20 protein-coding genes are annotated in these 19,096 nt (G+C 66.4%); 12 read left to right on the forward strand and 8 right to left on the reverse strand.

The window, feature by feature from the left end:
* The first annotated feature begins 14 nt into the window (after nt 1–14).
* Both K0B96_RS03100 and K0B96_RS03105 read left to right on the forward strand, forming a co-directional pair.
* On the forward strand, nt 15–212 hold the full coding sequence (locus K0B96_RS03100; protein WP_220163728.1) for a hypothetical protein: 198 nt from the start codon (nt 15–17) through the stop codon (nt 210–212).
* Complete coding sequence (locus K0B96_RS03105) at nt 209–589, forward strand: YdbL family probable chaperone protein (RefSeq protein ID WP_220163730.1); 381 nt, start codon at nt 209–211, stop codon at nt 587–589. Before K0B96_RS03100 ends, K0B96_RS03105 begins: the two co-directional genes overlap by 4 nt.
* A 164-nt stretch (nt 590–753) precedes the next feature.
* Here K0B96_RS03105 and K0B96_RS03110 read toward each other — a convergent pair whose 3' ends face one another.
* Together K0B96_RS03110 and K0B96_RS03115 are read right to left on the reverse strand one after the other, a co-directional pair.
* The gene (locus tag K0B96_RS03110; protein ID WP_220163732.1) at nt 754–1,470 is read right to left on the reverse strand and encodes an SOS response-associated peptidase; all 717 of its coding nucleotides are present in this window, start codon (nt 1,468–1,470) and stop codon (nt 754–756) included.
* Nucleotides 1,471–1,637: 167 nt separating this feature from the next.
* On the reverse strand, nt 1,638–3,050 hold the full coding sequence (locus K0B96_RS03115) for a NupC/NupG family nucleoside CNT transporter (RefSeq protein ID WP_255558828.1): 1,413 nt from the start codon (nt 3,048–3,050) through the stop codon (nt 1,638–1,640).
* Between K0B96_RS03115 and K0B96_RS03120 the strand changes: the two genes are divergently transcribed.
* Complete coding sequence (locus K0B96_RS03120; protein WP_220163734.1) at nt 3,049–3,585, forward strand: gamma carbonic anhydrase family protein; 537 nt, start codon at nt 3,049–3,051, stop codon at nt 3,583–3,585. The genes K0B96_RS03115 and K0B96_RS03120 overlap by 2 nt on opposite strands.
* A gap of 49 nt (nt 3,586–3,634) precedes the next feature.
* On the opposite strand, the gene K0B96_RS03125 is transcribed toward K0B96_RS03120, so the two are convergent.
* Nucleotides 3,635–4,123 (reverse strand): dihydrofolate reductase, encoded by a 489-nt coding sequence (locus tag K0B96_RS03125; protein WP_220163736.1) that lies wholly within the window; start codon nt 4,121–4,123, stop codon nt 3,635–3,637.
* A gap of 178 nt (nt 4,124–4,301) precedes the next feature.
* Here K0B96_RS03125 and ald point away from each other — a divergent pair, with 178 nt between their 5' ends.
* From ald to K0B96_RS03150, 5 genes are all read left to right on the forward strand, one after another.
* Nucleotides 4,302–5,390 (forward strand): alanine dehydrogenase, encoded by a 1,089-nt coding sequence (gene ald, locus K0B96_RS03130; RefSeq protein ID WP_220163737.1) that lies wholly within the window; start codon nt 4,302–4,304, stop codon nt 5,388–5,390.
* The gene (locus K0B96_RS03135) at nt 5,387–7,285 is read left to right on the forward strand and encodes a tetratricopeptide repeat protein (RefSeq protein ID WP_220163739.1); all 1,899 of its coding nucleotides are present in this window, start codon (nt 5,387–5,389) and stop codon (nt 7,283–7,285) included. The genes ald and K0B96_RS03135 overlap by 4 nt, the downstream gene beginning before the upstream one ends.
* A 121-nt stretch (nt 7,286–7,406) precedes the next feature.
* A complete protein-coding gene (locus K0B96_RS03140) occupies nt 7,407–8,165 on the forward strand; it encodes a hypothetical protein (protein ID WP_220163741.1) in 759 nt (252 codons plus the stop codon).
* Nucleotides 8,162–8,980, forward strand: a complete 819-nt coding sequence (locus tag K0B96_RS03145) for a DUF4136 domain-containing protein (protein WP_220163751.1) — start codon at nt 8,162–8,164, stop codon at nt 8,978–8,980. Before K0B96_RS03140 ends, K0B96_RS03145 begins: the two co-directional genes overlap by 4 nt.
* Before the next feature lie 53 nt (nt 8,981–9,033).
* Nucleotides 9,034–11,013 (forward strand): STN domain-containing protein, encoded by a 1,980-nt coding sequence (locus tag K0B96_RS03150; protein ID WP_220163780.1) that lies wholly within the window; start codon nt 9,034–9,036, stop codon nt 11,011–11,013.
* Between the two features lie 39 nt (nt 11,014–11,052).
* On the opposite strand, the gene K0B96_RS03155 is transcribed toward K0B96_RS03150, so the two are convergent.
* Nucleotides 11,053–11,571, reverse strand: coding sequence for a peptidylprolyl isomerase (locus K0B96_RS03155; RefSeq protein WP_220163782.1), 519 nt, complete (start codon nt 11,569–11,571; stop codon nt 11,053–11,055).
* 92 nt (nt 11,572–11,663) lie between these two features.
* On the reverse strand, nt 11,664–12,224 hold the full coding sequence (locus K0B96_RS03160) for a D-sedoheptulose-7-phosphate isomerase (protein WP_220163784.1): 561 nt from the start codon (nt 12,222–12,224) through the stop codon (nt 11,664–11,666).
* Nucleotides 12,225–12,400: 176 nt separating this feature from the next.
* Here K0B96_RS03160 and recF point away from each other — a divergent pair, with 176 nt between their 5' ends.
* The 3 genes from recF to K0B96_RS03175 are packed head-to-tail and all read left to right on the forward strand — an operon-like array spanning nt 12,401 to nt 14,846.
* Nucleotides 12,401–13,489 (forward strand): DNA replication/repair protein RecF, encoded by a 1,089-nt coding sequence (recF, locus tag K0B96_RS03165; RefSeq protein ID WP_220163786.1) that lies wholly within the window; start codon nt 12,401–12,403, stop codon nt 13,487–13,489.
* Nucleotides 13,486–14,238, forward strand: a complete 753-nt coding sequence (locus tag K0B96_RS03170; RefSeq protein WP_220163788.1) for a sulfite exporter TauE/SafE family protein — start codon at nt 13,486–13,488, stop codon at nt 14,236–14,238. Before recF ends, K0B96_RS03170 begins: the two co-directional genes overlap by 4 nt.
* The gene (locus tag K0B96_RS03175) at nt 14,235–14,846 is read left to right on the forward strand and encodes a crossover junction endodeoxyribonuclease RuvC (RefSeq protein WP_255558829.1); all 612 of its coding nucleotides are present in this window, start codon (nt 14,235–14,237) and stop codon (nt 14,844–14,846) included. The genes K0B96_RS03170 and K0B96_RS03175 overlap by 4 nt, the downstream gene beginning before the upstream one ends.
* A 49-nt stretch (nt 14,847–14,895) precedes the next feature.
* Here the strand turns inward: K0B96_RS03175 and rlmF are convergent, their stop codons facing one another.
* Nucleotides 14,896–15,819, reverse strand: a complete 924-nt coding sequence (gene rlmF / locus K0B96_RS03180) for a 23S rRNA (adenine(1618)-N(6))-methyltransferase RlmF (RefSeq protein ID WP_220163791.1) — start codon at nt 15,817–15,819, stop codon at nt 14,896–14,898.
* 284 nt (nt 15,820–16,103) lie between these two features.
* Here rlmF and K0B96_RS03185 point away from each other — a divergent pair, with 284 nt between their 5' ends.
* Entirely contained in the window at nt 16,104–17,594 is a 1,491-nt protein-coding gene (locus K0B96_RS03185) for a protein adenylyltransferase SelO (protein WP_345779922.1), read from the forward strand.
* A gap of 213 nt (nt 17,595–17,807) precedes the next feature.
* Here the strand turns inward: K0B96_RS03185 and K0B96_RS03190 are convergent, their stop codons facing one another.
* A complete protein-coding gene (locus tag K0B96_RS03190; protein WP_220163795.1) occupies nt 17,808–18,254 on the reverse strand; it encodes an SRPBCC family protein in 447 nt (148 codons plus the stop codon).
* Nucleotides 18,255–18,419: 165 nt separating this feature from the next.
* Nucleotides 18,420–19,094 (reverse strand): DUF1826 domain-containing protein, encoded by a 675-nt coding sequence (locus K0B96_RS03195; protein WP_220163797.1) that lies wholly within the window; start codon nt 19,092–19,094, stop codon nt 18,420–18,422.
* Nucleotides 19,095–19,096: the final 2 nt, after the last annotated feature.

A 19,096-nucleotide genomic window follows, 5' to 3' on the forward strand; every position in this document is an offset into this window, starting at 1 on the left:
ACCCTCGCTTCCGCATGAAACGCTTCCTTTTGCTGTCGTGCATTGCGGCTGGCCTGCTGGCGGGCGCCGGCTGTGTGCAAGTCGCCGTGAAGCCGATCCATATCACCGTCGATGTTAACGTGAAGGTGGACAAGGCGCTCGACGATTTCTTCGGCGAGTTGGACAGCAAGTCGGCCACCATCGAGCGTTCGTCCCACACTTCCCAGCCATGAAACTCTCATTTCTACGCCTTGGACTTTTTGCACTGGTGTTGAGCGGCACGACCGCGGTCGTGCTGCCCGCGCAAGACATGTCAGGGTTGCGCGCCCGCATGGAGGAACGCCTGCCGAAGATCGATGAAATGAAAGCGGATGGCGTGGTCGGCGAGGACAACCGCGGTTTTCTCGATGCGCGGACGACGTTATCGACGGGCCAGAACCGAGCGATGGTGGACGAGAATCACGATCGCAGCACGGTTTACGGGATCATTGCGCGCAACTCCGGCACGTCGGCGGCGGACGTGGGGGCGGCGCGAGCGAAGAAGATCGCCGAGACGAGCAAACCGGGCGTGTGGCTGCAGAAAGAAAACGGCGAGTGGTATCGGAAGTAGGCGGCGGGGCCACAGAGGCAGCAGGAGGGCGCGAGGTGGGCGGGGGCGTTGACCCGGATTGAAGATGATCAGTGGGGCTCGGAACCGAGATATTTCTCGGTGTGAAATTTGCCTCCGGTCTTTGGGTGCGCTCCGCGGCTCGGCGGAGCGAGAAATATGCAGGCCTAGAAAAGTTCAGGCTGCGTTTGCTTTGGCGGGGGCGGGGCGACGGGGGTGAGGATTTCGGGGACGTCGTTGCGCGGGGAATTCACAAGGCTCGAAATCGGCGTCGCTTCCATGTCTTCGGCAGGATGCGGAGCGGTCAAACCGGCCACCGCTTCAGGCGTGAGTTCGCCGGGGCGCAGCCAGGCGCGGGCTTCCTCGTCGTCGAGAATCGCGGGCATGCGGTCGTGAATGCGTTGCATCACGGCATTGGGGCCGGTGGTTAGAATCGCGAAGGTCGCGGGGCGGGTCTCCGTGGCTTTTTCGTAAACGCCGGCCATCACGAAGGGACGGTTGCCGCGGAGGTGAATGTCGAAGGGGAACTTCGTTTTCTCGTCGTAGCGCAGCCACTCGTAAAAACCGTCGGCGGGCACGAGGCAGCGGCGTTGCTGCACGGCGCGGCGGAAGAGGGCGTTGGTGACGATGCCTTCCGATTTGGCGTTGATCGGGGCGAGTTTCGGGCGGTCGGATTTGTCCCAAAACGGGACGAAGCCCCAGCGCATGAAAGAGGGGACGATCACATCGCCTTCTTCGTCCATGGTGAGCACGGGGAGATCGTAGCTGGGCGCGATGTTGTAGTGCGGAAATGTTTGGTCGGGGACCCAGTCGGGGATGTGAAAGGTGTCGCGCAAGTGGCGCGTGAGCACGTCGGTGTCTTTGATTCGATAGCGTCCGCACATGGGTGTGAAATTAACCAAAGGCCGGGCGCGGGCAAATCGTGGCGTGAGTGCGGACGGCGTGGCGTGCGCGAGGCGGCGGGAGCCGGCGTGCGTTGCGCGATGCGGCGTGCGTTAGCGCGAGGCGAAGGGGAGTCGTGACCTCCGGCCGCGCGGGTCGCGCGGCCGGATCACATGGGCACGAGGATGCCGGCGACGCAGGCGGAGAGGTAGCAGGCGATCGTGCCGCCGCAGACGGCGCGCACGCCGAGCGAGGCGAGGTTGGCGCGTTGCGTGGGCGCGAGGGAGCCGATGCCGCCGATCTGGATGCCGATCGAAACGATGTTGGCGAATCCGCACATCGCGTAAGTGAGAATGACGATCGTGCGCTGGTCGGTGAGGGTGCCGTCGGCCTTCATCTGGCCGAGTTGGAAGAAGGAGATGAATTCGTTGAGGACGGTGCGGGTGCCGAGGAGCTGGCCGGCCTGCAGGAGGTGACCCCAGTCGATGCCGATCAGCCAGGCGAAGGGCGCGTAGATGATACCGAGAACGAATTCGAGGGAGAAGGACTTGAAGGTGCCGTTGGTCACGTGGTCGATCCAGGCGTTGAAGCCCGGATAGGTGAACACCGAGTGTCCGCCGAACGTGAGCGTGTGGGTTGCGCCGACCCAGCCGAAGATCGCGTTGAAGAGGGCGATGAGGGCGGTGAACGTGATGAGCATCGCGCCGACGTTGACGGCGAGGCGGAGGCCGTCGGTGGTGCCGAGGCAGATGGCGTCGACGAGGTTGGTGCCGATCTGCTCCTTGGAGACTTCGAGGTGGGTGTTCACCGGCTCGGTCTGCGGGAGGATGATCTTTGAAATCATCAGGCCGGCGGGAGCGTTGATGACGGAGGCGGTGATGAGGTGAGTGGCGAAGAGGACGCGTTGGTGCGGGTCGTCGCCGCCGAGGATGGCGATGTAGGCGATCATGACGGCGCCGGCGATCGTGGCCATGCCGCCGATCATGATGGTGAGGATTTCCGAGCGCGTCATCGTGGCCAGGTAGGGCTTGATGAGGAACGGCGCCTCGGTCTGGCCCAGAAAGATGTTGGCGGAGGCGCTGAGGGTTTCGGCGCCGGAGAGCGGCATCGCTTTTGAGATGACCCAGGCGAAGACGAAGACGATTTTTTGGAGGATGCCCAGGTAGTAGAGCATCGAGGTGAACGCGGAGAAAAAGATGATCGCGGGGAGGATGCCGATGGCGAAGATAAGCCCGTGCTTGGAAGTGTCGGCGAGGGAGCCGAAGACAAACTTCACGCCCTCGTTGGTGAAGCCCATCAAGCTGACAAAACAGGTGCCGACCCACTCGACGACGCTGCGGATCGGCGCGACGTAGAGCACGAGCACGGCGAAGAGAAATTGCAGGACCACGCCGGCGATCACGATGCGCCAGGGGATGCGGCGGCGGTTATAACTCAGGGCAATCGCGATACCGATGAGCACGGCGTATCCAAACAGGCCGCGCCCAATATGGGTGAATGTTTCCATGGAGGGCTGGAGGGGAAAAGCGAGACGGCCGAGCTTGCGGAGGCGGACGGCGGCGGCGAGAACCAAGTTTGCCATGCACCTGCAAGAACGACTCGCGCGCCATCTCGGCCGCACGCCGGAAACGGCGGCGGCGCTCTTCGTCGCGGCGAATGCGACGATCCATGGCGACGTGGTGCTGGGGCGGCAGAGCAGCGTGTTCTATGGCGCGGTGTTGCGGGGCGACATTCACGAGATCCGCGTGGGCGAGGGGACCAATATTCAGGACAACGCAGTCGTGCATCTGGCCGACGACTACGGCGCGTATATCGGCGCGTGGTCCACGATCGGACACGCGGCGATCATCCATGCGTGCACGATCGGCGACGAATGTCTCATCGGCATGGGCGCGACGGTGCTCGATGGAGCGAGGATCGGCGCGCGCAGCATCGTGGGCGCGAACTCGCTCGTGCCGCAGCGTTTCGAGTGTCCGCCGGGCTCGATGGTTTATGGATCGCCGGCAAAAGTCGTGCGGGCGTTGAGCGAGGATGAGCAGCGCGGGTTGCGGAGGTGGGCCGAGAAATACATCGAGGTGGCGAAGGCGCACGCGGCGCTCGCGCATAAGACGCGTTGAATGAGCCGGGGGAGAGTGCGCGGCGGAAGCGGGCGGCGGGGCGATGGCGTCAGCGTTCCAGTGTGACGAAGCTGTAGCGCCAGTGGGCATCGGCGCTGTCGTGGCGGGCGGTTTCGCGCCAGCGGGGATCATCGCGCCATTCGGGGAAAAAGCGGTCGCCCGGCACTTCGGCGTGAATGAGCGTAAGGTGGAGGCGGGTGGCGAGAGGCAGCGTTTCCTCAAAAATGCGCTGGCCGCCGCAGACAAAGATTTCGCCGGGCAGCGTGCGCGCCGCCGCGAGCGCGGCGGGGACATCCGGAGCAATGCGCACGTTGCCGATGGCAAGGGCGGTATCGTCGGTGATGACGATCGGGCGGCGCCCATCCTCGGCGGCGCGTGGCCAGGTGGCGAAGCTGATGCGGCCGAGGACGGCGGTGTGGCCGGCGGTGAGCGTGTGGAAGAAACGCATGTCTTCCGGAATGCTCCACGGGAGGTGACCGTCGCGGCCGATGACGCGGTTGGCGGCGACGGCGGCGACGAGGCTGAGCGGCGGCGGCATGGCGCGAGGGAAGCACGAAACCGGGCGAACACACGAAAAGAATGCGGCTCCGGCGCGACACGGAGGTGGCGGGCGGGACAACGCATTCACGTGCGGCGAGTCAGGCCCGCGGGCGCCGGCAGGGATGCGTGGGCGTTTGCTGGTTTGCGTTGGAAGAGAAAATCGGTGTGCTCGCGCGATGCTTATCGGAGTCCCCAAAGAAATTAAAATCGGTGAAACGCGCGTCTCGATGACGCCGAGTCTTTGCCGCCGTTGCGTTTCGCTCGGCGGCAATGTGGTGGTGCAAAAAGGCGCCGGCGAAAGTGCCGGCTTCACGGACGCGGAGTATCGGGCGGCAGGCGCGGCGATCGCGACCACCGCGCAGAAAGTCTGGCGCAGCGCCGACCTGATTCTGAAAGTGAAGGAGCCCCTCGAGGCGGAATACGGGCATCTGCGCGAAGGGCAGACGTTGTTCACATACCTGCATCTCGCAGCGGGAGCGGAGCTGGCGAAGGTGTTGTTGAAAAAGCGGGTTCTCGGGATCGCTTACGAGACGGTGGAGGGCGTCGATGGCCAATTCCCGCTGCTGAAACCGATGTCGCAAATCGCGGGGCGGCTCGCGATCCAGATCGGGGCGTATTTTCTGCAATCGCAGCACGGCGGCTCCGGGGTGTTGCTCGGCGGCATCCCCGGCACGATGCCCGGCCACGTGGTGGTCGTGGGCGCGGGGAATTCCGGGGCGCATGCGGTGCAGATGGCGGTCGGCATGGGCGCGCGGGTGACGGTGCTCGATCTCGACACCCGCAAACTCGAGGCGCTCGACATCGAATATCGCGGGCGCGTGGTGACGTTGATGTCGAATCCGGCGAACATCGAGCTGGCGGTGGCGAGTGCGGATTTGCTGGTGGGCGCGGTGCTGATTCCGGCGGCGAAGGCGCCGACGGTAGTGAAGAAAAAAACGGTGGCGAAGATGCGGCCCGGCAGCGTGATCGTGGACATCGCGATCGACCAGGGCGGTTGCATCGAGAGCATTCATCCGACGTCGCATGAATCGCCGACTTACCGGCAGCACGGGGTGATTCATTACGCGGTGCCGAACATGCCCGCGCTCGTGGGGCGCACGTCGACGATCGGGTTGACGCAGGCCACGGAGCCTTACGTGGCGATGCTGGTGCAGAAAGGCGTGGCGCGGGCGCTCGCGGAGCACAAGGGCCTCGCGCGCGGTGTGAACACGCAGGACGGCAAGATCACGTACGACGCGGTCGCGAAGGCGCTCGGCTATTCGTGAAGCTTCGCGCGATCAGGCGCGGTGCGGCGGCGAACGCCAAGGCGGGCGGCGGATCGCTGGTGCGCGGGGCAAAGGCGTTCGTGCGCGTGGCGGTGACGGTCACGGCGGCGGTCGTCGCGGGTTTGCTCGCGGTCGCGGCGCGCACGGCGGAGGCGGGTGACGGCTGGCTGGCGGTGGAGACGGAGCATTTCACGGTGTTGACAACGGGCGCGGCGGGGCCGGCGGAAAATTGGGCGCGCGAGCTGGAGATGTTTCGCATCGGTCTCGGGAAGATCATGCCGGCCAACGCGGCGAAGTTGCAGCCGGTGGCGGTGGTGTTGTTTCCGAACGACGCGGCGTTTCAGCCGTTCAAGCCGGTGCAGAACGGGCGGTCGGCGCAGGTGGCGGGATTCTTCGCGCGGGCGGACGGCGTGAACGCGATCGGCCTCAGCGCGAGTCGCAAGGCGGAGGAGACGCGCCGCGTCATTTTTCACGAGGCGACGCACTGGTTTTCCAACGCGCTGGATGAGCCGCTGCCGGTGTGGCTCGACGAGGGAACGGCGGAAGTTTACTCGACGTTTCACGTGACGGGTGAGCGGGAGTTTGTGGTGGGCGAGCCGCCGCCGGACAGCGTGCGGTTGCTGCGCGCCCGGGGTCTGCCGCCGCTGGAGGCGTTGGTGAACCGGCCGCGCGACCGGCTCGATCTGAACGGCGGGGAGGAGACGGCGCGGTTTTACGCGGAGGCGTGGTTGTTCGTGCACTGGCTGATGTTTGGCGAAGCTTCGCCGGGCACGGGCGCGATCCTGCATTATCGCGAGGAGTTGCGCGCGACGGGGGATCCGGCGCGCGCGTTTGCGGCGGCGTTTGGCGGCAACTATGGCGACGTGCAGCAGCGGTTGGAGGACTACATGGCGTCGGGCCGTTACATCCGGCAGAAATTTACGCTGGCGGCGGGCGAGGTGGTGCGAGTGTCGGCGGCGCGGCCGGTGCGGCCCGGCGAGGTGGAGTTTGCCTTGGGGGCGTTGTTGCTCGGAGCGCAGGGGGCGCCCGCGGCGCTGCCGTATTTGCAACGGGCGGTGGCGTTGAACCCGAGCGAATCGCGGCGGTGGAGTTCTTTGGCGTTTGCGCAACTGCGCAACCATGACGACGCGGGGGCGTTGCAATCGCTGGACCGGGCGACGGCGATGGGTTCGCCGGATGCGTTGGTGTGGACCAATCGCGCGGCGTTGCGGCTGGCATCGCACGGGAACGGCCAGGGCGTGTTGTTCAGCGCGGACGGAGCGGTGTTCGCAGCGGCGGCGGCGGACTATCGAAAAGCGCTCACGCTCGATCCGCTGTGTCGCGCAGCGTATGTGGGGCTTGCCGGGGTGGCGGCGGGCGCGGAGCCGGCGGACGCGCGGGACGTGGGGCGGTTGCGGCGCGGGCGGGAACTGTTTCCCCACGACCCGATGATCCGGGTGGGTTACGCGTGCGTGCGGCTGGCGACGGAGCCGATCGCGGCGGAGCGGGAATTGCAGGCGGTGTTGCGGCAGAAAACGTTGTCACCGGCGACGCGGTTGATCGCGGAAGGGGCGTTGCAGGGGCAGCGGTGGACGCGGCTGGCGGCGGAGATTGCGACGCAGAGTGCGGCGCGAAATTACGCGGCGGTGGTGCAGGCGATCGATGCGGGACTGGCGGCGGGTTTCAGCGAACCGAACCGGCGGGAGTTGGTGGCGTTGCGGCGGCAGGCAGACCAGATGCGGCGGATTCAAGACGCGGTCGATGGGATGAACCGCGGGGAGATCGAGCGCGCGCGCGGGCTGTTGCAGGCCGTGGCCGCGGAGGGTCCGGCCACGACGGAGATCCGCGACGAGACGCAGCGGTTGTTGCGCGAGTGCGAGGCGCGGCGGCCGAAAGCGCGTCCGCGGCGGCGGTAGCGGAGTGAGGAAAGAAGGCGTCGTGAAACGGTGAACAGTCGTTAACGGCTTGTAACCGGGGAGGGGAAGTGATGCGTCTCACGTCGCGCTGACCGGCCGTCGGCATCGCGCTTTCCCCCTCATGAAAAAATCCCTGTTCTGGCGGTTGGGTGGCGGGCTTTTGCTGTTGAGCGCGGGCTGGCTTCCGGCGCAGGACACGCTGGACATCGGCGTGCGCTCGTCGATCGAGTTGCCGACATGGAAGCGGCCCAAGCCCGGGACGATGCCGGCAGCGGACGCGCAGGAGGGCCGGCTTTTCATTCTCGCTCCACCGGAGCGCATTCACTCGCTGGAGAAGCTGGTGCGGCCGGTGAATACGGAGCCACTGGTGGAAGAACTGTGGCGCCAGTTGGTGGCGCATGGCTTCCAGCCGGCGGCGCCGGGCCAGACGCCGGATATCGTGGTGACGTTGCACTACGGACGCGGCTATTTGCGCAATCCGTATATCGACTCCTACGCTTCAGCGGTGGACGAATCGACGTCGACGCCGACGGTGATGATCACCGTGCCGACGATCGACGTGAAGAAGATCGGGATGGAAGAGAAAATCCAGCGGGCGCAATACGAGAAACTGTTGCTGGCGGTGACGGCTTGGAAGTATGTGAAGCCTGAAGCGGGGCGGAAGCAGAAGCCGGTGCGGTTGTGGCGGACGACGATCCTCGTGGATGACCCGGACCACCGTGATCTCAACGAACTGGCCGCGCGGATGCTCAATGCGGGCGCGGGTTACTTCAACAGCGACGTGGACAAAGAGGCGGAAATCCACGAGCCGATGCGCGAGGGGCGCGTCGAGATGGGCGAACCGGTGGAAGTGAAGCGACACGAGAATTCAACGAAATGAACACAAATACGATGAAGGCGACTTGGTGGGTGAGAGCGGCACTGCTGGTCGGCGGCGGGCTGGCTGGTGGGTTGATCGGCGCGAGCGCGCAGGAAGGCACCGGCGACGTGGAGATCATTGTGCGCACGCAGGTGACGGAGGGGAAGAGGGCCGCCAAGCCGGGCGGCGACTCGCTGCAGCAAGCAGCAGCAGAGCACGGGAAAGCGTATGTGCTGCTGCTCGCGGAGCAGCCGAAGTCCATTTACAAACTCGTGAATCCGGTGGATCCGCAGGCGATCGCGGATGAGGTGTCGAAGCAACTCGACGCGCATGGTTTCCACCGCGTCGCGCCCGGGGCGAAGCCGGACATCGTGATCACCGTGAAATTCGGCCGCGGGATGATGCCCAATCCGTATTATGACGACACGTCGGCGATCGACGACACGATGCCCGACCCAGGCAACTGGATCGATCCGGCCAGTGCGCCGCAGATCACCGTGACAAGTCCCAAACTGGCCCAACGGCTCGCGGTTGCGGGCGTGAGCGGCAAGGCGACGAAGGCGCAGTATGAAAAACTTTTCGTGACGGTGCGCGCGTGGAAATACCCGTCGTCGCCGCAGGAGAAACCGGAGGTGTTGTGGATCGCGGCGATGAACGTCGACGATCCCGATCACCGCGATCTGAACACATTTTACAAGGCGATGATCGCCGCGGGAGCGCCGTATTTCGACCGCCGCTTGGACGAGGAGGAAGTGAGCGTGCGGCGGCCGTTGCGCAATGGACACGTGGAGATCGGCGAGCAGGTGGAAGTGGCACGCGAGCCGGAGAAGAAGTGAAATTTGCGCGGGGGGGGGTGAGCCGGATTGGAGCGCGATTTTTAACGTGGGCGGTGTTCGTCGCGGCCCTGGCGCTGGTGCGCGCGGTGGGCGCGCCGGAGGAGGAGGCGCGGCATCATTTCGACATTCCGGCCGGCGCGGCGGAAACGACGCTGCGGAAATTCAGCAAGCAGGCGGGCGAGGACGTGGTGTTTCCCAAGGATTTGGTGCGCGACGTGCGGACGGCGGCGGTGCGGGGCGATTTCGAGGCGCAGGAAGCGTTGGAACGCATGACGCAAGGCACGCCGCTGGTGGTGAGCCGCCGGTCGCCGAAGGCGGCCTTGGTGCTCGCGCGGCGCGCGGATTCGCCGGCGCAGATCATCGCGCTGCCGCCCTACCTGGTGGAAGACTCCGTCACGCCGCCGTGGCGTTATGCGCAGGCGCCGGGACTGGAGGTGATTTCGCGTTGTCCGGACGATTTTGTAAGCGAACTCGTGGCGACCAACGATCGTTTGCGGCAGTTGCTGGAGTTGATTCTGCCGGCGCGGTTGCAGTGGCATAGCGATGTGCCGACGGCGTATGTGTTGCTCAGTGACCAGACCTCGCCGGCGGCGACGCGGGAATTGCTGGCGAAGCTGCAGGAGCGGGCGACCAGCGGGGCGGAGGTCACGGTGCGGACGATCCCCAACTACCGGTTTGCCGACGCCGATGCGCTCGCGGTGTTTTTTATTTTCAACGAGAATCTCGGAACGCCGCAGCAACTGGTGCTGACGCCGGGCTACCTGCGCTATTTGATGGAGAACCGGGTGCCGGCGCTGCCGCGCTGGTTCGTCGAAGGGCTGCTGAAAATTTATGAGAACGCGCAGGTGACGACGACGCCGTTCGGGACTTCCCTCGCGCGCGCCGACACGGCGTTTTTCCGGCCGCGGACGGACTTTTCTCGCGGCGTGCCGCCGGCGGCGGAGGACCGGAATCGCATCGTGCTGCCGCCGGTGACGTGGAGCGCCCTGACGGCGTCGGGAAAAAAGGACGACGACGCAGAGAAGGCCGGCTGGATGCCGCTGGCGGCGCTGCTGGCGGAGGGACCGGCTCAAGCGGAGGCGGATCCCACCGCGGTTTTGCGGGGCGAGGAAGCGGCGCTGCTGATTCGCTGGGCCTTGGACGATGCGAAGGGCGAACGGGCGGAGGCGTTGTGGAGGTTCGTCGACGCGTGCAGCCGGGCACCGGCGGCGGAGCGGGCGTTTACCGCGAGCTTTGGGCTGACTTACGCCGAGGCGGAAACGCAGCTCCGCAAGTATTTGCCGAGCGTGGGGAAGAAATCCGTTGTGCTGCGTCGGACGCAGATGGACGAAGCGCCGACGGTGGAGTTGCGCGATGCGACGGCGGAGGAAGTGGCGCGCCTCAAGGGCGATCTCAGCCGGCTGGAGGTGGGCTACATCCGGGAATTTCAGCCGGTGCTCACGGAAAAATATCTCGCGCAGGCGCAGCGGGTGCTCCGGCGCGCCTACGACCGTGGCGATCGCGATCCGCGATTGCTGGCGATCATGGGATTGTGCGCGTGTGACGCTGGTGACGACGCGGCGGCGCGGCCGTTGCTCGAGGCTGCGGCGGGCGCGGGCGTGGTGCGGCCGAGAGTATATTTCGAACTGGCCCGCATCGTTTACGCCGAGGCGCGCGCGCACGCGGCCGGGGGCGAACTCGCGCGAGCGGAGCAGGAGCAGGTGCTGAGGTGGCTGGCCGCGGGTCGTCGGCAGGCGCCGGCGCTGCCGCAGGTTTACGATTTATACGCGGCGCTGTGGCTGCAGGCACGGACGCGACTTGAGCGGGGCGACCTCGCGGTGTTGGACGAAGGGCTGGCGCTCTTTCCGCGCCGGGTGCGGCTCATTTACGGCGCGGCGATGTTGAACGCCTTGAGTGGGGAGGCGGCGCGGGCGGTCGCGTTGACGCAGCAGGGTCTGGCGCTGGCACCGGAGGCGACGATGCGGGAGCATTTGGAAAAGCTCCAAGCAGTGCTGACGACGGCAGAGGCGGCGGAAACAAAAAAGGGCCGCTGAAAAGCGGCCCGGAGGAAGTGCGCGGATTGCGCAGGGGGTTTAGCTCGCGGGGACGAGCGTGACGCTTTCGATTTCGACGCGGTCGACGGGCGTGCTTTTCTCGCCGCCGCCGCCGGAGGAAGTGGGCATGGTGGCGATGCGTTCGAGGACGTCGTCGCCAGCGACGAGTTCGCCGAAGGCGGTGTATTGGCGGTCGAGGAATTTGGCGTCGCCGTGGCAGATGAAGAACTGGCTGCCGGCGGAATCGGGGCTGGCGGAGCGAGCCATCGAGATGACGCCGCGCACGTGCGATTTCGCGTTGAACTCGGCCTTGATCTGGTAGCCGGGGCCGCCGGTGCCGGGCATGCCGCGCTCGCCCTTGCGGGTGTTGGGGCAGCCGCCCTGGATCATGAAACCCTTGATGATGCGATGGAACGCGGTGCCGTTGTAAAAGCCTTCGCGCGCGAGCTTCTTGAAGTTCTCAACGGTCTTCGGCGCGACGTCGGGCCAGAAGGCAATGGTCATGTCGCCGTAGCTGGTTTTGATGACGGCGTTTTCTTTGGATGCAGTGTTGCTCATGAAAGGAAGGAGGAAGGTTGCGGGAAGGGAGACGGGCAAGCTAATCCCGGGTGAGGGCGCTGCAAATCAACGGGTGAAAAAGCGGGCGCGATTCAGGTGGCGTAGGCTGCGTCGATGCGTTCGCAGAGGTGGTGGATGAGGAAGAGGTGGGCTTCCTGGCAGGCGGCGCCGCTTTCGCTGGGCATGATGAGTTCGCAGGTGGCGAGGCCCTTGGCTTTGCCGCCGCCGCGGCCGAGAAACGCGATCGTATCGAGGCCGAGTTTTTTTGCTTCAGCGAGTGCGGCAAGGATGTTGGCGGAGTTGCCGCTCGAGGTGAGCACGACGACGAGGTCGCCGGGGCGGGCGAGGCCGGCGATCTGGCGGGCGAAGACGTCGTCGTAGCCGTAATCGTTGCCGATGCAGGAGAGGAGCGAGCCGTCGCTATTGAGGGCGATGGCAGGGAGGGCGCGGCGGTTTTTCTGGTAACGGCCGACGAGTTCGGTGGAGAAGTGCTGGGCTTCGGCCGCGCTGCCGCCGTTGCCGCAGATGAGGAGTTTGCCGCCGCGGGCGAGGGTCGCGAGGACGAGGTCGCCAGCGCGGTCGATGGCGGGGCGGAGCGAGGAGAGGGCTTGAAACGTGCGGAGGGTTTCGGCGAGGGAGGCTTCGAAGGTCATGGGAGAGCGGAGAGTTGCGAGTGGAGAGTAGAGAGGAGCAAGGAGAGGTGGGTGGGTGACGTCGGAGAGTAGGTAGCGGGTGGCGAAGAATGAGTAAAGGGCGTGCGAGAGAAAGGGGGAGGGAAACGGGGCGATTCGGACTTTCCGCGGCGGAGGTTTTCGGCCTTGGTGGCGGGATGCGTTTGCGCTCACTGACGTTGCGGGATTTTCGCAACATCCCGCTGGCGCGGCTGGAATTCACCGGCCGCCAGCAGTTTTTTCTGGGCGCCAATGGACAGGGGAAGACGAATCTGCTCGAGGCGGCGGGTTTTCTGACGGCGTTGCGGTCGTTTCGCGCGGCGGACAACCGGGTGCTCATCCGGCACGGTCAGGCGGCGGCGGCGATCGTGTGCGAGCTGGAACACGAGCGGCGGGGCGACACGAAGATCACAGTGAAGATTGCGCCGACGGGGAAGGAGTTGTGGTGCGATCAGGAGCGCGTGGCGCGGCTCGCGGATTACGTGGGGCAGTTTCCAACGGTGGTGTTTTCGTCGCAGGATTTGCAACTGGTGCGCGGCACGCCGACGGGACGGCGGCGGTGGCTCGACCTGACGCTCGCGGCGATGGACGGGGCGTATTTGCGGGCGTTGCAAAACTACACGCGGGCGGTGGCGGAGCGGAATGCGTTGCTCAAACGCGGGGGCAGCGAGGCGGAGTTGTCGGCCTTCGAGCAGACGATCGCGCCGGCGGCGGCAGATCTCGTGCAACGGCGCACGGAAGGCGTGGCGGCGCTGGCGGCGGAAGTGGCGGCGGCGTATTCGCGCGTGGCGGACGGCGCGGAGCCGGCGACGATCGGTTACGAGCCGAACAGTGCGGAGGCGACGGCGGCGGGTTGGTTGGAGCGGCTGGCGAAGGGGCGGGCGCGGGACCGGCAGTTTCGGTCGACGTTGAGCGGGCCGCATCGCGATGAGGTGGCGTTGAGCGTGCAGGGGCGCGCGGCGCGGGAATTTGCGTCGGAGGGGCAGCAGCGCTCGCTCGTGCTGGCGTTGCGACTGGCGCAGGCGGCGTGGTTTCACGCGCGCAGCGGGGTGCGGCCGGTGTTGCTGGCGGACGATGTGTTGGGGGAATTGGATCCGGCGCGGCGGCGGCGATTCTGGTCGGCGGTGGATGGCGAGGCGCAGGTGCTCGCGACGGGCACGAGTTTGCCGGCGGCGGACTTGGGAGCGTGGGAAGTGTTTGCGGTGAAGGACGGGGAATTCGGTGAGGACCTGGGAGCGGGCGCATGAACTTCGATGCGTGGCAGTGGGCGCTGGCGGTGTTCGGCGCGCTGTTGATCGGGCTGTCGAAAACGGGCATCGGCGGGCTGGGGATGTTGTTCGTGGCGATTTTCGCGGGGTTGATGCCGGCGAAGGAATCGAGCGGGTTCGTGCTGCCGATGCTGGTGGCGGCGGACGTGGTCGCGGTGGCGGCTTATCGGCGTCACGCGCAGTGGCGTTTCCTGTGGCGGTTGTTTCCGTGGACGGCGCTGGGCGTGGTGGTGGGGTATTTGGCGATGGCGCGGATCGACGACCGCACGGCGAAACTGCTGGTGGGCGTGATCGTGTGCGCGATGGTGGCGTTGCATATTTTCCGGCGGTGGCGCGCGAAAGAGCAGACGGAGGCGGAGCATGGGTGGTGGTTCGCGCCGATGGTCGGCGTGCTGGCGGGTTTCACGACGTTGATCGCGAATGCGGCGGGGCCGTTGATGGCGATTTACCTGCTGGCGATGCGGCTGCCGAAGATGGAATACATGGGCACGGGCGCGGTGTATTTTCTGCTGATGAACGCGTTCAAGGTGCCGTTTATGGTGAACCTGGGATTGATCAACGGCGCGAGCGTGGCGGGGAATTTATGGCTGCTGCCGGCGGTGATGGCGGGGGCCGTGGCGGGGCGGGCGGTGTTGCACCGCATCAATCAGAGGTGGTTCGAAAATCTCGCGCTCGCCCTCGCGGTGGCGGCGGGGCTAAACCTGTTGCGACAATCATGGCACGGATGAACGCGCGGCAAATGTGGGCGGCGAAACTGGCGGGCGGGGCGTTGCCGCCGCCGGTGGCGGTGCCGGTCGTGGGCGCACGGGGCGGCGCGGGAGCGTGGGCCGAGGGAGGGAAACGCGTGGCGTTTACGGGGCTGGTGCTGGGCGTGGATCCGAGTCTGCGCGGGACGGGCGTGGCGGTGATCGAGTTTACGCCGGGGCGCACGCCGGTGATGTTGCGCTGCGCGACGGTGCGGGTGCCGCCGCGGGAATCGATGGCGTTTGCGCTGGGGCAGATCCACCGCGCGATCGCGGAGATGTTAAACGATTTCGCGGTGCGGCACGTGGCGCTGGAGCAGACGATCTACGTGCAGAATTTCCAGACGGCGCAGATTCTGGGCGCGGCGCGGGGCGCGGCGATTTCGGCGGCGGCGATGCGGGAGAAGCCGGTGTTCGAGTATCCGCCGTTGCGGGTGAAGCAGGCGATCGTGGGCGCGGGGCGCGCGAGCAAGGAGCAGATGGCGCGCACGGTGATGGCGCTGCTCGGGCATGGTCGCGCGCTGGCTTACGACGAAGCGGACGCGGCGGGCGTGGCGCTGTGTCACGCGTTTACGTGGCGGGGAGAAGTTTGACGCGTGGGCAACGGTCGCCTGATTTTTCGCGACGAAAGAATCTTCCGCGTTAGCGGAAGCGCCAGGCGACGAGGCGGCTTTTTTTCTGGCCTTGCGCCATGGGGATGACGCGGGCGTCGGCGGCCTTCACGTCGGCGAGGAGGCGTGCGATCGCGGGAAGATTCTCGGCCCGGGAGACGAGCGTGGTGAACCAGCCGCACAGGTGCGGATGAGCGGCGCTCTGCAGGATGAGGCGGCGGATGAACGCGGGCTCTCCACCGTCGCACCAGAGCTCATGGGGACGTCCGCCGAAGTTGAGGGCGGGAGCGGTGCGGCGCGCGGTGCCGTGCAGGTGGCGGAGTTTGCGTGTGGTGCCGGCGGCGGCTTCGGCGGCGGAGGCGTGAAAGGGCGGATTGCAGAGCGACACGGCGAACGTTTCGCCGGGCGCGACGACGCCCGCGAAAAGTTGTGCGGAAGAGCGTTGGAGGCGGAGCTCAATGGCGCCGTGGAGCGCGGGATTCGCGGCGACGATGCGGCGCGCGGAGGCGAGCGCGGCGGGATCGATCTCGGTGCCGACAAAGTGCCAGCCGTAGTCGCAGACGCCGAGGAGCGGATAGATGCAGTTGGCGCCGACGCCGAGATCGAGCACGCGGACGGAGGAGCCGCGGGGAATCGCGTTGGCATGATCGGTGGCGAGCAAGTCGGCGACGTGATGGAGATAATCGGCGCGGCCGGGCACGGGTGGGCACAGGTAGCCGGGCGGGATTTCCCAATGGGCGATGCCGTAGTGGTGGCGGAGCAAGGCGCGGTTGAGCGCGACGACGGCGGTGGGATCGGCGAAATCGATCGTGGCGGTGCCGACGGGACTGGGACGCACAAACGGCGCGAGGTCGGGGCAGGTGCGGAGGAGCGCGGCGAAATCGTAGCCGGCGGCGTGGCGGTTGCGCGGATGCAGACCGGGTTTGGCGGAGGAGAGAGAGGAGGACGAACTCACGCGGAGGGGAATCAAAGCGCAGAGACGTAAGGTTGCACGTCAATGCGAACGAGGGGGCGGCGTCAGGAAACGAAAGACGCGAAGCACTCGGGTCGGTTCGTGAAGCGCGGGGCTCGAACGAAATGCGCGGGTGCGGCAGGAAAGGTGGGGTCGGACGCGATGCCGATGACGGAAGGAGTTGAAGGCGTCGGAAGAGAAATGGCCGGGGCTCTCGACGAGCGGCGTTTTTCAAGGGAGGGTCAGGCATGGCTGAAACGGCGGACGAATCGAGGGGCGTTGAGCAGATGAATGCGCGGACGAAGGCCACGCCCGTTGACGCGGGCGGATGGCGCTTGGAGCACAGTTATGCGCAGTTGCCGGCGTTGTTTCATCGGGCGGTGGCGCCGACGCCGGTGGAGGCACCGCGGCTAGTCGTCTTTAATCGGCGGCTGGCGGACGCACTGGGGCTGGGCGCGGGCGCGTTGGAGACGGAGGCGGGCGCAGCGATTTTTGCGGGCAACGTTTTGCCGCCGGGCGCGCGACCGCTCGCGCAGGCTTACGCGGGGCATCAATACGGGCATTTCACGACGCTGGGTGACGGGCGGGCGATTTTGCTCGGCGAACAGCTGACGCCGGAGGGGGCGCGGTTCGATGTGCAGTTGAAAGGCGCGGGGCCGACGCCGTTTTCACGGCGCGGCGACGGGCGCGCGGCGCTGGGCCCGATGTTGCGCGAATATATCATCAGCGAGGCGATGCAGGCACTGGGCATCCCGACGACGCGCAGTCTGGCGGTCGCGGCGACTGGAGAAACGGTGTGGCGCGAGACGGCGGAACCGGGGGCGGTGTTGACGCGCGTGGCGGCGAGTCACGTGCGCGTGGGGACGTTTCAGTGGGCGGCGGCGCAGGGCGGGGTGGAGGCGTTGCGCGTGCTCGTGGGCTACACGGTGCGGCGGCATTATCCGGAGCTCGGCGCGGCGGAAAACCCGGCGGGCGCTTTGCTGGAAGCGGTGATCGCGCGGCAGGCGGCGTTGATCGCGCAGTGGATGCAAGTGGGCTTCGTCCATGGCGTGATGAATACGGACAACATGGCGGTGTCGGGGGAGACGATCGACTACGGGCCGTGCGCGTTTCTCGAGCGTTACGATCCGGCGGCGGTGTTCAGTTCGATCGACCGGCACGGACGCTATGCCTACGGGAACCAGCCGGCGATTGCGCAATGGAATCTGGCGCGGTTCGCCGAGGCGTTGCTGCCATTGCTCGATGCGAAGGAGGAGCTCGCGGTCGAGCGCGCGACGGCATCGCTGGCAGCGTTTGGGCCGCAGTTTCGCGCGCATTCACTGGCGGGGATGCGGCGGAAGCTGGGGCTGGGCAACGAGGAGACTGACGACGCGGCGCTGGTGGAGGACTTGCTCGCTTGGATGCACGCGGCGAAGGCGGATTTTACGAATACGTTCGCGGGGCTGACGGTGGAACGAGCGAGCGCGGGCAACGACGAGGCAGGGGAAAGCGACGGGGCGTTCCGGACGTGGCACGAGCGCTGGGTGGCGCGGTTGGGGCGGCAGACGTTGACGCGCGAGGCCGCGGGCGCGTTGCGGCGGGCGAGCAATCCGGCCTTCATCCCGCGCAATCATCTGGTGGAAGCGGCGCTTGGTGCGGCGGTGGCCGGCGATGTGGGTCCGATGGAAAGGCTGCTCGACGTGCTCGCCAGGCCGTATGATCACGAGCGCGCGGCGCCGGAATTTCGGGCGCCGGCGGCGGATGGTGGGGTGGGTTATCGGACGTTTTGCGGGACGTGAGGATGAGGTGCGGGAGCGAAAGGGAGCGGCGAGGTGGGTTTGATGCGGGGTGAGGGCACCCCGCCCACAGCTGCGAAAGTGGAGGCGGGTGCAAGCCGCCGGGTGAGGGCACGCCGCCCACAAAGCGGATGGGGCGCCGTGGGGTTGGCAGCGGTGGCGGAAGGGGCTGATGCGGGGTGCGGGCACCCCGCCCACAGCTCGCCGAGGCGAGGCTCAGTTGGGGATGTCGGGCTCGACGAGGGCGGCAAGTTGGGTGAGCGATTCCTGCCAGCCGAGATAACACATCTCGACGGGAATCGCCGGGGGAATGCCGGCTTGCTCGATGGAGAGTTCCGTGCCGCAGATGACTTTTTTGAGCGCGATCGTGACCGTCATCTCGCCGGGCAAATTCGGGTCGTCGAATTTGTCGGTGTAGCGGATGCGTTCATGCGGGACGAGTTCGCGGTAGGTGCCGCCAAAGGAGTGGCCATGACCGGTGCCGAAATTCTTAAACGACATGCGGAAGGTGCCGCTGACCTTTGGTTCGAAATGGTGAACCGTGCAGGTGAAACCGTGCGGCGGGAGCCACTTGGCCATGGCATCGGCCTCGATAAAGGCGCGGTAGAGTTTTTCGGGAGTGGTGCGCAGAACGCGATGGAGGCGGACGGTGTTCGTGGACATGGGTGGGTTGGGTTGAGGGAAATGGATTGGAGTGGTGGGTGGTGACCAATCAACGAACGAGAAAGGGCGGAGCGGACAAGAAGATGGTTATTGCGGGCGGAGGTAACTCGGAAGCGGGGTGAGGGCACCCCGCCTACAATTGGAGAGAAGGGGCGGTGCGGTGGTTTAGCTGATCAGAAGCAGGCGCGGGGGATCGACGGGTGCGGTGGCGGGGGCGCGGTGGATGCAGGGCGGCACGGGGCTGCCGGGATACTCGACGGCGATGCGCCAGAGCGCGCCGACGCCGAACGAATACGGCTGCGCGCCGGGAAGCGTGTCGTAGTGGAGATCGTAGCACTGGTCGGCAAGATAAGTGCGGAAGTCGGCGTCGTCGGCGCCGCCGAATTCGGCGAGAAGAGCGGCGCGCGTGGCGGGGACGTCGACGCAGCGGAGCGCGTCTTCGTTGCGCAGGCCTTCAGAAGGGGCGCCGAAATAGGTGCAGAGCCACGTGTCGGTCGGCACGGTGGCGCTGTCGGCGTGGAACGAGTAAACGTCGATCGGCACGGCGCTGCCGGAATCGTCGCGGGGATACGCGGCGATGCAATCGAGGTTGGGCGAGAGGCCGAGGGCGCGGAGGCGTTGTTGGTCGGCGAGGAGAAAGTCGGCCGCGGCGCGGGCGGAAACGTCGAGGGAGAGTGAGGGGAGGCGCGCGGCGTCGAGGGGGATGATGTTCGCCACAGGGCCGAGAGCGGCGACGAGCGCGGCGAAATCGCCGGTGAGCGGGCGGCTCCAGCAGAGGGCGTTGACGCCGTCGGCAAACGGCGTGGCGGCGAGTTCGTCGAACGTGGAAACGATTTTCACGC

Source organism: Horticoccus luteus (assembly GCF_019464535.1).
GTDB lineage: Bacteria > Verrucomicrobiota > Verrucomicrobiia > Opitutales > Opitutaceae > Horticoccus > Horticoccus luteus.

What these genes read in the sequence shown, in the direction of transcription:
- recF (WP_220163786.1), top strand. Translation starts at nt 12,401, where the DNA reads ATGCGTTTGCGCTCACTGACGTTGCGGGATTTTCGCAACATCCCGCTG.
- K0B96_RS03105 (WP_220163730.1), top strand. Translation starts at nt 209, where the DNA reads ATGAAACTCTCATTTCTACGCCTTGGACTTTTTGCACTGGTGTTGAGC.
- K0B96_RS03170 (WP_220163788.1), top strand. Translation starts at nt 13,486, where the DNA reads ATGAACTTCGATGCGTGGCAGTGGGCGCTGGCGGTGTTCGGCGCGCTG.
- K0B96_RS03120 (WP_220163734.1), top strand. Translation starts at nt 3,049, where the DNA reads ATGCACCTGCAAGAACGACTCGCGCGCCATCTCGGCCGCACGCCGGAA.
- K0B96_RS03145 (WP_220163751.1), top strand. Translation starts at nt 8,162, where the DNA reads ATGAACACAAATACGATGAAGGCGACTTGGTGGGTGAGAGCGGCACTG.
- K0B96_RS03140 (WP_220163741.1), top strand. Translation starts at nt 7,407, where the DNA reads ATGAAAAAATCCCTGTTCTGGCGGTTGGGTGGCGGGCTTTTGCTGTTG.
- K0B96_RS03155 (WP_220163782.1), bottom strand. Translation starts at nt 11,571, where the DNA reads ATGAGCAACACTGCATCCAAAGAAAACGCCGTCATCAAAACCAGCTAC.
- K0B96_RS03115 (WP_255558828.1), bottom strand. Translation starts at nt 3,050, where the DNA reads ATGGCAAACTTGGTTCTCGCCGCCGCCGTCCGCCTCCGCAAGCTCGGC.
- K0B96_RS03100 (WP_220163728.1), top strand. Translation starts at nt 15, where the DNA reads ATGAAACGCTTCCTTTTGCTGTCGTGCATTGCGGCTGGCCTGCTGGCG.
- K0B96_RS03125 (WP_220163736.1), bottom strand. Translation starts at nt 4,123, where the DNA reads ATGCCGCCGCCGCTCAGCCTCGTCGCCGCCGTCGCCGCCAACCGCGTC.
- ald (WP_220163737.1), top strand. Translation starts at nt 4,302, where the DNA reads ATGCTTATCGGAGTCCCCAAAGAAATTAAAATCGGTGAAACGCGCGTC.
- K0B96_RS03185 (WP_345779922.1), top strand. Translation starts at nt 16,104, where the DNA reads ATGAATGCGCGGACGAAGGCCACGCCCGTTGACGCGGGCGGATGGCGC.
- K0B96_RS03110 (WP_220163732.1), bottom strand. Translation starts at nt 1,470, where the DNA reads ATGTGCGGACGCTATCGAATCAAAGACACCGACGTGCTCACGCGCCAC.
- K0B96_RS03160 (WP_220163784.1), bottom strand. Translation starts at nt 12,224, where the DNA reads ATGACCTTCGAAGCCTCCCTCGCCGAAACCCTCCGCACGTTTCAAGCC.
- K0B96_RS03190 (WP_220163795.1), bottom strand. Translation starts at nt 18,254, where the DNA reads ATGTCCACGAACACCGTCCGCCTCCATCGCGTTCTGCGCACCACTCCC.
- K0B96_RS03175 (WP_255558829.1), top strand. Translation starts at nt 14,235, where the DNA reads ATGAACGCGCGGCAAATGTGGGCGGCGAAACTGGCGGGCGGGGCGTTG.